This window comes from Rhizobium sp. BR 317 (genome assembly GCF_047445835.1).
GTDB lineage: Bacteria > Pseudomonadota > Alphaproteobacteria > Rhizobiales > Rhizobiaceae > Rhizobium > Rhizobium paranaense.
Map to the genome: position 1 here is coordinate 28,433 of NZ_JARWLB010000021.1, position 12,145 is coordinate 40,577.

Sequence of the window (12,145 nt, forward strand, 5' to 3'; positions counted from 1 at the left end):
GGCGGCCGATGTTCCGTTTGATTCGAGAGGCCAAGCTCAGATCAGTGGCGATGAAATAACGAAATCAGCGAACCAGCGCAGGCGTAGGGGTGACTGACAGGAACCGTAGACATAAAAAACGGCCCCCCGTGGAAAGGAGGCCGTTTTCACATTTTCCGGAGAGACCGATAGCGTTGCTATTCGGCCGCTTGCAACGCAGGCGTCTCCAAGTCGCTAGTCAATTGTCCGGCCATGGCGGCGGCAAACTTGGTCTGGTCGAGTTCGTTTTCCCAACGGGCGACCACGATCGTAGCAACCGCGTTGCCGACGAAATTCGTCAGAGCACGGCATTCCGACATGAAGCGATCGATGCCGAGGATGAGCGCCATGCCGGCGATCGGAACCGAAGGCACGACGGCAAGGGTAGCGGCCAGCGTGATGAAGCCGGCGCCGGTGATGCCGGCAGCTCCCTTGGAGCTCAGCATGGCTACGAGCAGCAGCAAGATCTGGTCAGTGAGCGAGAGCGATGTATCGGTCGCCTGCGCGATGAACAGCGCCGCCAGGGTCATGTAAATGTTGGTGCCATCGAGATTGAACGAATAGCCGGTCGGGATGACGAGACCGACGACCGAGCGCTTGCAGCCTGCGCGTTCCATCTTGTTCATCAGGCCGGGAAGCGCTGCTTCCGACGACGAGGTGCCGAGAACGAGCAGCAGTTCTTCCTTGATGTAGCGGATCAGCGCCAGGATCGAGAAGCCGTTGTAACGGGCGACGGCGCCGAGAACGACGAGCACGAACAGCAGCGATGTAGCGTAGAAGGTGCCGATCAGGAACGCCAGGTTGGCGATTGTGCCGATGCCGTATTTGCCGATCGTGAAGGCCATGGCGCCGAAAGCACCGATGGGCGCGAATTTCATCAGCAGGGCGACCATGCGGAAGATCGGCGTTGTCAGTGCCTGCAGGAAGTCCTGCACGGGACGGCCACGCTCGCCGACAGCGCCGAGCGCGATACCGAAGACGACCGAGAAGAACAGGACCTGGAGGATGTCGCCCTTGGCGAAGGCGCCGACGATCGTGTCCGGAATGATGTTCATCAGGAAGCCGACCACCGTCGCATCATGGGCCTGCGCCGCATAATTGTTGACGGCCTTCGTATCCAGCGTTGCAGGATCGATGTGCATACCAGCACCGGGCTGGACGACATTCGAGATGATGAGGCCGACGATCAGCGCCAGCGTCGAGAAGGTCAGGAAGTAGATGAACGCCTTGCCGACGACGCGGCCGAACTTCTTGAGGTCCGACATGCCGGCGATGCCCGTGGTGACCGTCAGGAAGATGACGGGCGCGATGACCATGCGGACCAGCTTGATGAAGGCATCGCCAAGCGGCTGCAACGATGCGCCGATTTGCGGATAGAAATGTCCAAGCAGAATACCGGCGGCGATGGCGGTGAGAACCTGCACATAGAGATGCCGGTAGAAGGGAAGTTTGCCGTGTGTCTCGGCAACGACGGGTGCAATCATGATATCCTCCGTTATGCCCAACCGATCCTTCGGCCCTCCGGGCAACGACTACAAAACTTCAACAGCCTCCGACTGTTTGCCTTATCCGTGCAACGGGCGTGCCAGATGAAGGACTTCCCAATAATCCGTTGATATAAAAACAGATTTTATTGGAGCCTGCGGTTAAGCCTCCGAATCTGTGCGGCAATCCGCACAGATCGAATTGCGGTCCGCGCGAAATCATGCACAATATGATGATGCTGCAGCGGCCCACCATGGAACGATTTTCGACGCCAGAGCAGCTAGGCCGGCGCTCTCGCCGGGTCTGGTTGGTCTTTGCGATTTTCTGCGCGATCGTCATTACGGCCGCGCTCTATGGCGCGGGCGTTTACGGCCGCGTGACCGCAATCGAGGCATTGCAAGGCCAGGGTCGCACTGACGCGAACCTGAAGGTCGCTCTACTGAGAGCCGTCCTTGAGCGTCCCCGCGCCCTGCCGCTTCTCCTGGCGGACGACCAGCAGGTGCGCGACGCGCTCGCGGCGGCGAAGGGCGATGCCGTCGCTACGCTCGACCGTAAGCTCGAGAGCCTCGTCTCCGGCACCAAAGCCTCGGTGCTCTACGTCACCGGCAAGGATGGTGTGGCGATCGCGTCGAGCAACTGGCGCGAACCGCTGAGCTTCGTCGGCAATGATTATTCTTTCCGTGATTATTTCCGCCGGGCGATGGAGGCGGGAACCGCGGAACATTTCGCGCTTGGCAATGTCAGCAACCGCCCCGGGCTTTATATTTCCCGCCGTGTCGGTGATGCCTTGAACGCCCTGGGTGTCGTGGTCGTCAAAATGGAATTCGACCAGCTCGAAGCCGATTGGCGGGAAGCCGGCCGTCCGGCCTACGTCACCGACGAGCATGGCGTCGTGCTGATCACCAGCATTCCCTCCTGGCGCTTCATGACGGCATCGCCGCTATCTGCCGACAATCTGGCCGCCATCCGCAAGAGCCTGCAATTCGGCGATGCGCCGTTGACACCTCTGCCGATCGCCCAGCCCGAAGCAATCGGGCCGGATGTCTCGATCGTGCGCGCCGTCCTGCCGGGCAGCAGCGCTGCGGAATATCTGCGCCTGACGACAGCAATCCCGTCGACGCCCTGGCAGTTGGACTATCTTGTCCCGACGGACCAGGCAATTTCCGCCACTGTCCGTGAAACGCGCTTCCTTGCGCTCACCGTGCTGCTGCCAATCTTGGCGATTGCCGCCTTCCTGCTGAGGCGGCGCCACGTCTCCGCAATGCAGATCGCAGTCAGCAGGATTGCTCGCGAGGAGTTGGAACGGCGGGTATTGGAGCGCACCGAGGATCTCAGCCGCGCCCGCGATCGTCTCGAAGCGGAAATTGCCGATCACCGGATGACGGAGGCGAAGCTGCAGGTCGTGCAGCAGGATCTGGTGCAGGCCAATCGTCTTGCGATCCTCGGGCAAGTCGCCGCCGGCGTGGCCCACGAGATCAATCAGCCGGTCGCCACCATTCGCGCCTATGCCGACAACGCCCATATCTTTCTGGAGCGGAAGCAGATCGCGCCGGTAAAGGAAAACCTTTCCTCCATAGCGGCGCTCACCGAACGGATCGGCACGATTACCGACGAGTTGAAGGCATTTGCCCGCAAAGGGCGGACCGCACCGGAACCGGTGGAACTGAGGAGCGCCATCGAAGGCGCCGTGATCCTGCTCAGAAGCCGCTTTGCCGGTCGCCTCGACGCACTTGCGATCGATCTTCCGCCCGCCGAGTTGACAGTCGTCGGCACACGCGTTCGGCTCGAGCAGGTATTGATCAATCTTTTCCAAAATGCGCTCGAAGCGCTGGAAGGCCGCGAGCAGGCGAAAGTCGAGGTCTTAGCGCGGGAAACGACTGATGGCGTCGACGTCATCGTCTCCGACAATGGCCCCGGCATTCCGCCGGCGATCCTGCATTCGCTATTCACGCCCTTCAACACATCGAAGGAAAAGGGCCTCGGCCTCGGTCTTGTCATCTCCAAGGACATCGTCGCCGACTATGGCGGCCGCATCGAGGTTGAGAGCAGCGAGAGCGGCACCCGTTTCACCATTCATCTGCGCAAGGCAATTTCATGAGCGACGTTTCCCCCGTCTTCCTGATCGATGACGACAAGGACTTGTTGAAGGCAACGAAACAAACACTTGAACTTGCTGGATTTTCTGTCTCAGCCTTCTCCTCCGCGGCCGATGCGCTCGGCGCGTTGGACGCCGGTTTTGCCGGCGTGGTCGTCTCCGATATCCGCATGCCGCAGATGGACGGACAACAGCTCTTCAGCCGCGTCAAAGAGCAGGACGCGGACCTGCCGGTCATCCTCGTCACCGGCCATGGCGATATCCCGATGGCGGTGAAGGCGATCCAGGACGGCGCCTATGACTTCATCACCAAACCCTTCGCCACCGACCGGCTGGTGCAAAGCGTGCGGCGGGCAGCGGAAAAGCGTCGCCTCGTTCTGGAAAACCGCGCGCTCCGCATTGCGGCCGAACAGGCGCAAGGCGATCTGCCCTTGATCGGCCAGACGCCGGCGATGGAACGGCTGCGCCATACGCTGCGGCAGATCGCGGATACGGACGTCGATGTGCTGGTGACCGGCGAGACGGGCAGCGGCAAGGAAGTGGTCGCAAGCCTGCTGCATCGCTGGAGCCGGCGCGCGAAGGGCAATTTCGTGGCCCTCAATTGCGGCGCACTGCCGGAGACCGTCATCGAAAGCGAGCTTTTCGGCCATGAGCCGGGCGCCTTTACCGGCGCGCAGAAGAAACGCGTCGGCCGCATCGAGCACGCCAGCGCCGGTACACTGTTTCTGGATGAAATCGAGAGCATGCCGCCGGCAATACAGGTGCAGATGTTGCGTGTTCTGGAAATGCGAGAGGTAACACCGCTGGGCACCAACGAAGTGCGTCCGGTTGATCTGCGCGTGGTGGCCGCCGCGAAAGTTGATCTCGGCGACCCGCGCCAACGCGGCGATTTCCGTGAAGATCTTTATTACCGCCTCAACGTCGTCACCATATCCATCCCGCCGCTACGAGACCGACGAGAGGATATCCCCCTGCTCTTCGGTTACTTTGCGGACCGCGCCGCCAGCCGCTTCAAACGCGAAGTACCCGCCATTTCCGCCGCTATCCGTCACCATTTGCAGAGCCACGATTGGCCGGGCAATGTTCGCGAGCTTTCGCATTTTGCGGAGCGCTTCGTTCTCGGCCTGGAGGGGGCGGCCGCACCGAAGATAAATGAAATCCTCTCCGCTGATACAGCACTACCCCTGCCCGCCCGCGTCGAGCGCTATGAGGCCGACCTTATCCGCGAGACCCTTGCCCAAAACGGCGGCGATGTCCGCCGCACGATCGAGGCCCTCGGCATCCCGCGGAAGACCTTCTACGACAAACTTCAGCGCCACGGCATCGTCCGGGGAGATTTTGCGGGATTCGACGGAGACGACCGACGCCCGCGCGTAGGTGATTAGCGGGATGCTTGAGACATCACCAATAGGCCACCGTTGGCGATCATCCGGCCTTAAGGGCAGGTTTTCGGCCCTGCGACAAAACCGCCATGTCGAGGCGCCGATCAAAGCCGTCAGGAACTGATCTTCTACCCAAACGTTACCGACCCTATGGCCAACAGATATGAGAGTTGTGCCGTGGTTGATAATCAGCATCTCGTTCAGAGAGACAACCAGACCGAACCTCGGATAGAACGTATTCATCCCGGCGATGATCACCAGACTGACCGGGTGGAGAAAAAGCGTCAATCATTCATCCGCAGGCATCCCCTTTGGATCCTGCTTGGTGTGATCGTTGTCGCTGCCCTTGCCGTCGCAGGATGGTTCGCCTGGCAGATTTATTTTCACCCCTATGAGTCGACGGACGATGCCTTTATCGACGCTCGCAGCTTCTCGCTCGCCATGAAGGTTTCCGGCTATGTTACTGATGTTCCGGTGACCGACAATCAGCATGTCCAGACCGGCGAAGTCATCTTGAGGATTGATCCACGCGACTATCAGATCACCCTCGACCAAGCCAATGGACAGGTGAATGTTGCGGCCGCCGCGCTCCAAAGCGCCAGCGCCCAGATCGACGCCGCAAGCGCCGCGATCGATGTCGCAAAGGCGCAGCACAACTCGGCGGCGGCAGCGCTGCAATATGCCGAGCAGGAGGCTGCGCGCCAGCAGCAACTGGTCAAGAGCGGCTCCGGCAGCGTCCAGGCAGTACAGCAGGCAACGTCCAATCTGCAGCAGAGCCAGGCGAGCCTGGCACAGGCAGAGGCAAACATAACCTCGGCGCAAAAGAACAAGGCGGTTGCCGAAGCCCAGAAGGCGAGTGCCGCCGCCGGTTTGAGCCAGGCGCAGGCACAGGCCGAAGAGGCGCAGCAGAACCTCAAATACACGACGATCGTCGCAGCCCAGCCCGGCCGTGTCGTCCGCCTGACCGGCGCCAAAGGACAATATATCGAGGCCGGGCAGGCAATCTCGATGTTCGTCCCCGACGAAATCTGGATCACCGCGAATTTCAAGGAGACGCAATTGACCGACATGCGGCCGGGCCAGCCGGTCGATGTGACGATCGATGCCTATCCGGATCACCTGTTGCACGGCAAGGTCGCCTCGGTCCAACCCGGTTCCGGCACGGCGTTCTCGCTGCTTCCCGCCGAGAACGCGACCGGCAACTATGTGAAGGTCACGCAGCGCGTACCGGTGAAGATCGTCGTCGACACTTGGCCGGCGGATCTCCCGATCGGGCCGGGTATGTCCGTAGTCCCCACGGTCACCGTCCGGCCGAGGCATTGACATGAGCGGCGCCAACACAACCGCCGGCGGAGCGACCGTGCCCGCCGCGGGCGCCACCAATCCATGGCTGATCGCGGTCGTGGTCTCGCTTGCGACCTTCATGGAAGTCCTGGACACGACGATCGCCAATGTGGCGCTGCGCTACATTTCGGGCGGTCTTGCCGTCAGTGCGGATCAGGCTTCCTGGGTGGTGACGACATACCTCGTTTCCAACGCAACCATATTGGTCGCCAGCAGCTTCATTGCCGAACGGTATGGCAGGCGTCGCTTCTATCTCGTTTGCCTTGCGACCTTCACGATCGCCTCCGTTCTCTGCGGGCTGGCATGGAATCTTCAATCGCTTCTCGCCTTTCGCATGATCCAAGGCTTCGCCGGCGGCGGCATGGTGCCGACCTCGCAGGCGATCCTCGCCGATTCATTTCCGCCGGCCAAACGCGGCCAGGCCTTCGCGATGTTCGGCGTCGCCGTGGTGGTGGCGCCCGTGATCGGCCCCACACTGGGTGGCTATCTCTCGGATAATTATTCCTGGCACTGGTGTTTCCTGATCAACGGTCCGGTCGGCGTCTTTGCCTTCATCCTCGTCTATTTTCTGGTGGAGAGATCAGAGGAGATGCAGCGAAAGCGGCAGGCACTCCGCAGCCAAGGCGTCCGCTTCGATATTGTCGGCTTCCTGCTTGTCGCAACGTTCCTCGGTTCGCTCGAGCTGGTTCTCGATCGCGGTCAGACGGAAGATTGGTTCGACTCAAATCTGATCATCGCCATGACCGCGCTTTGTGTCCTGGCCTTTGCACTGGCAATTCCTTGGGTGCTGACGAAATCGAACCCGATCATCGATGGTCGGCTGCTCGGAACCCGGCAGTTCGGATCCTGCTTCATCGTCATGATGGCAACGGGTGCGATCCTGATCGCAACGACACAATTCCTTCCGCAGGTCCTGCAGCAGGATTATCGATACACCGCCACATGGGCCGGCCTGGCGCTATCGCCGGGTGGTCTTGTCACCATGGTCATGATGTTCGTCGCAGGTCGCCTCACTTCGGTGGTCCAGCCGAAATATATGATCGCCACCGGTGCCTTGATCATCGCAGGCTCGATGTGGTGGCTGACACAGCTCAATCCAGGCCTCAATTTCGCATTCTTCGTTTGGTCTCGCTTGTATATCGGACTGGGCCTGCCGCTGATTTTCATCGCGATCACCTCGGCCTCCTATTATGGCCTGAGGCCGGACCAGACCAATCAGGCCTCCGCCATGATCAACGCCGCCCGCAATATCGGCGGCTCGATCGGCGTCTGCATCGCCTTGAATGTTCTGGCGCATCGTCAGCAATGGCACCAAAGCCGGCTGGTGGAGCACATAGTGCCGTCCTCGCCGGCCTACCATGAAACCCTTCAGACCATGTCGCACTATTTTGCGCAGAAAGGCGCGACCATGGCCGAGGCCCAAGCGCAGGCCACTGCCTGGATCGGGCAACAGGTGCAGATACAATCGAGCTATCTGGCCTATATCGACGTTTTCTACGTACTGACCATGATCGCGCTCTCGGCAATCCCGCTTGCCCTGATCCTCAGCAATATCAAACTCGGAGAAGGCGGCGGCGGAATGCACTGAAGGGTCAAGACATCTTTGAAGCGACTTTGCACCAGCGAAGCCTTGCGCCGAACCGTTATGAGTTGCCGGAGGCAGCGGATGCTCGCTTCGGGGCTGAGAATATAGGAGAGAACAGGTAACCGAGCCTTTTCGAGGTCGCGGCCGTGATGTGATCGGCATCCTTATAGAGCGGCATGCCATCCTGTGTCGCGTCGCAATGCCCATCGTGGCAGATCGCAGGCAGAGGGTCGACTATGGCGGCCCCATATTTGGTCGCGAAACCAGTCAGAATAGTGCGCGAGAGTGCCTGGCGTTTCGCAACATAATCCCACGGCGGGGCAACTTCCGTCGATGTCTTGGTCATGACAGCCTTGGCGACGGCTTCCGGCATATAGCGGCCCATTTCCGGCACATCCATGACCAATACGACTTTAGTTCCCTGCTGCGTCAGCTCCGTCATCAGGCGGTCCAGGGATGCCGTCACCGACGCGGACTTGTCCTGCAATGGCGGCGGCAACGACGGATCGAAGTAGACGCCCTCATTCGGCAGCTCGGCGTCATGCACATATTTCGGCCAGTAGGCGATCAGGAACACCAGCGGAATGTGCCTCGATGTGACGAGGTCGCGGACGGCGGCATTGAAGTCACCGCATCGTTTCACGTCGCCGCGAGCTGAAAGCTGTGCGCCCGGCAATGGCGGACACGATGCGTGCCCTGCAAACAGACCGGAAACGCCAGCCTGTTTCGCCGCCTCGTCGATCGCCGGGGACATGGCTCCGGAATGCGAATCTCCCCAAACGAGGAAGGAAGGCGTGTTCGATGCTTCGGCGCCGAGCGGGCAAAGTTTTCCGGCTCGTATGTCAGACAGAGACGGACCTGTGGTGTCGGAGTCAGCAAAGCATGGCGGCAGGCCGAAGCGGCTGATGTCGTATGTTGCGGCGTAGACCTTCTGCACATCGGCCGGGAGGCGACTCGGAACGCCGCTGTCGCGAATGACATAGTTCCCGAATCCGACCACGGCGACCATGACCGCCGCCGCCGCCGCGAACAAGGGCCTCCGCCCCAAACGATTGTTACGGCCGCGAAACGGCCGTTCGATGAACCGCCACGAAAATGCTGCGAGAGCCAGCGAGGCGACAACAATCAAGCCACCCTGGACCGGGGAAAGCTCGCGACCGAAGATTTCACGGCTGAATACGATGATCGGCCAATGCCAGAGATAGAGGGAATAGGAAATCAGCCCGACGAACACCAAGGGCTTCGCCCGCAGCGCCCGCCCAGCCAGCCCATATTCGGCGCCCGCATAGATCACCAGGGCCGCACCGAGGCAGGGCAGCAAAGCGGCCGGGCCGGGAAATAGGGTATGATCGGTGAAACCGAATACGGCGATGACGATCAGGATTATGCCGAGGGTGGCAAGGCCTTCCCGCATCACCGGCCGGGCTGGCCTCGGTATCACACTGAAAGCCAGCAAGGCGCCAAGCAGCAATTCCCAGGCGCGAAACTGCAGCAGGTAGAATGCCGCGGCAGGCGTACGGAAAACCTCCCAAGCGCTCGCCGCGAAGGAGGCGATCAACAGGCCCAGCAGAATATGCACCGCATAGCGTCGCGCGAACCGGCTGATCACCAACAGCAGCAGCGGAAACAGGATGTAGAACTGCTCTTCGACCGCGAGCGACCATGTGTGCAGCAGCGGCTTCAACTGCGCACCAATGTCGAAATAGCCGCTTTCCTTCTCGAACTGGATGTTCGAGGTGAACAATGCGGCCGCCTTCAGGCTGCGGGCGAAATATTCCAGCTCGACCGGCATCAGAAGCAGCCATGCCGCCACGGACGAGGCCGCGAGAACGGCAAAGAGCGCCGGGAAAATGCGTCGCACTCGCCTCTCATAGAAGCGCAGGATGCTGAAATCGCCTTCTGCGATTTCACCCGAAATCAGCGAGGCCATCAGAAACCCGGAGATGACGAAGAAAACGTCGACCCCGACAAAGCCGCCGCTGAACCCCGCAATGCCGGCGTGATAGAGCACGACTGGCAGGATCGCCAAGGCGCGAAGCCCGTCAATGTCGGCTCGATACCTTAAATGGCCTGGAGTAAGTCGGTGCACGAGCTCCGAAGGAGAATTACGCAATATAAGATTCAAACTTATTCTCCGAAAGCCACGAGAGTTCTGGGGCTAGTCTAGCCAAGCAGTTATAGCGGTGAGCTGACGCTGGGCTGAAAAATAGGCCGCCAGGACTTAGGTCCAGCCTGTATTCGCCTTTTTCGGTCGCAGAGCTGCGGTTTAGCTGATGTCAGCGAGTTGCAAGGGAGACCTGATAGCTTCTGATAAGCACGGTCGGCGAGGAGAGAGCGGGCATTACACTCCGCAACGTCGTCAAACGTATGACGCTTTTCAAGCTCGCTTATTTCTGTGTCGAGTTTGTGGTGCCCTTGTCCATCGGTTCAGCACCGCAGCCGGTCTCCTGACCACATTTGTCTGGACTACCGCCTAGCCGAACCTGATCGCCGCCATGAACGCCGACGCCGCACGCGAGGTCTGGACGGCAATCAGAGGCGAGCATAGCGCCGCCGCCTGAGATTGCCGGCCTATGCCGCGATCGGGATGCTGACTTTAGACGCCCGAGGCGCGGGCGATGCTCGGCTGCGATGTCAATTGCGCCGCCATGTCAGCGGTTCGATCCAGCACGGTCATTGCCTGTGAGATCATGCCATCAAGAGCATCGGCACTTTCACAGGCCCCAGCGATCAACGGCGCACTCAGGCATATCCTCAAGGCGCTAGCAGGCATGTCGCCGAAATCGGCGCAGCGAACGGGCTGACCGAGACGTACCGGCACAAGGCCGCCCTGCTCGACGGCTAGGTTCTCGTAGACCGCTGCACTCTCCGTCGCCGTCAGAATGCCGCCTCGATGAGGATTGCGTAGATAGAACGAAAAGATCGAGGGTATCTCATCCCAGCGCGAAGCCTGCCGTTCGCCCCACAGGCGGTTCCGGTCGATCGGCCGACTGTCAAGCATCTCGAAGGCGCTGTCCTGCTTGAGCCGCTTTCCAACCGCCTCGGCGAAAGCGGAGAGCACGGCGATCACCTTGTCCTCGGACAAGCCGACAAAGCGCTCGAGTTCGAACAGCGCCGCCTTCCATCGCAGCAAGAGGCCGAAATTGGCGTGATCCGGCAACACATCCCGGGCCATCCAGCCCTCCGGCCAATCCGCTTTCGCACAATAATCGGCAAGCGCCGGCGGCAAGGATCGCTGCTTCAGGCGATCCGACATTCGAGGCGGACATAGCAGCGCGCCACTGAAAATCGGACCGGCCAGGAATTTGGAGCCGGTGACGGCCACCAGGAAATCATGGGCCAGATAGGCGCGGATCGTTGCGGCGGAAACGCGAAATTGGCAAGCATCGATCATGATATCGAGCATGGCGCCGAAGCGTTCTTTCAGGCGAAAGACCGTTTCGAGGCTCGGTGCCAGCAGGCTGGTCTTGGAAACATCCGTAACGACCAAAAGGCACCTGAGTTCAGCCGCGCGGGCGAGTTCGATCAGCCCTCTCAATTCCAATTCTATCTCGTCTTCGCTCCGCAACGTGCCGTCGGCATTACGCACCGCGACCGTCGTATTGCGCGTGGCATGTCCAGGGCTCAGTTCTTCGCCTTTGCCAACGGGACGATGGCCACCGACGCAGCTCATGAAGTGGCGCCCGGATGCAGCGGTCATCACCCCGCTCCCGGTCTCGTTGCCCATCAGCGTGATAGTCATCAAGGTCCGATCGTCCTGCCGTGCCAGCAGCGACGCAGCGAAGAGATGGATATCGGTGCCGGACGTTGCCATGATGGCATCCACCTGCGATGGCCCTGCGCTCCGATCTAGGCCGAGCAGACGCAGCAGTTTCGCGCGCATCCGCGCGATCTCCCGCGCGTAGATCTCGGCCGCAGGCCGTGTTTCCATTTCCCGCACAAGGTCAGCATGGTACGCGCCGACTGCCGCGAAAGCCGGTGCGGAAATGGTCGATGCCGTCGAGGAGCCGAAGGCCAAGTCCCGCGGCCGGGGCGATGGCCCGTGGCCATACATATTGAGGCCGGTCGCCGGTTCGCACTCCAATCTCTCGTCTCCACCGGAGATCAGGCAATTGAGAAGTGCATCCCTGCCCGCGCCGGACACCTTCAACGGCCCACCTTCGGTCACAGCCATTTTGCCGTTCGGGGCAAGGCCGGGGGCGCAGTCGTCAAGGGTCTTCAGCATGCGGAAACATT

At 60.7% G+C, this 12,145-nt stretch carries 7 protein-coding genes; 4 read left to right on the top strand and 3 right to left on the bottom strand.

Going from position 1 to position 12,145, the window contains the following annotated elements; translation table 11 throughout:
* Positions 1–176: 176 nt before the first annotated feature.
* On the bottom strand, positions 177–1,502 hold the full coding sequence (locus tag QD357_RS25925) for a dicarboxylate/amino acid:cation symporter (protein ID WP_183938248.1): 1,326 nt from the start codon (positions 1,500–1,502) through the stop codon (positions 177–179).
* Between the two features lie 221 nt (positions 1,503–1,723).
* On the opposite strand from QD357_RS25925, the gene QD357_RS25930 reads away from it, so the two are divergent.
* From QD357_RS25930 to QD357_RS25945, 4 genes are all read left to right on the top strand, one after another.
* Positions 1,724–3,601: a sensor histidine kinase gene (locus QD357_RS25930; protein ID WP_414125335.1), complete on the top strand. Its 1,878-nt coding sequence runs from the start codon at positions 1,724–1,726 to the stop codon at positions 3,599–3,601.
* Positions 3,598–4,983 carry a sigma-54-dependent transcriptional regulator gene (locus QD357_RS25935; RefSeq protein WP_414125336.1) on the top strand — a complete coding sequence of 462 codons (1,386 nt, stop codon included), beginning with the start codon at positions 3,598–3,600 and terminating at the stop codon, positions 4,981–4,983. The genes QD357_RS25930 and QD357_RS25935 overlap by 4 nt, the downstream gene beginning before the upstream one ends.
* Positions 4,984–5,157: 174 nt before the next feature.
* Positions 5,158–6,303 (top strand): HlyD family secretion protein, encoded by a 1,146-nt coding sequence (locus QD357_RS25940; RefSeq protein ID WP_414125337.1) that lies wholly within the window; start codon positions 5,158–5,160, stop codon positions 6,301–6,303.
* Between the two features lies 1 nt (position 6,304).
* The gene (locus QD357_RS25945) at positions 6,305–7,912 is read left to right on the top strand and encodes a DHA2 family efflux MFS transporter permease subunit (protein WP_414125338.1); all 1,608 of its coding nucleotides are present in this window, start codon (positions 6,305–6,307) and stop codon (positions 7,910–7,912) included.
* 55 nt (positions 7,913–7,967) lie between these two features.
* Here the strand turns inward: QD357_RS25945 and QD357_RS25950 are convergent, their stop codons facing one another.
* On the bottom strand, positions 7,968–9,998 hold the full coding sequence (locus QD357_RS25950; protein ID WP_331371114.1) for an acyltransferase family protein: 2,031 nt from the start codon (positions 9,996–9,998) through the stop codon (positions 7,968–7,970).
* A gap of 507 nt (positions 9,999–10,505) precedes the next feature.
* Positions 10,506–12,134 carry a hypothetical protein gene (locus QD357_RS25955; RefSeq protein ID WP_414125339.1) on the bottom strand — a complete coding sequence of 543 codons (1,629 nt, stop codon included), beginning with the start codon at positions 12,132–12,134 and terminating at the stop codon, positions 10,506–10,508.
* Positions 12,135–12,145 lie beyond the last annotated feature (11 nt).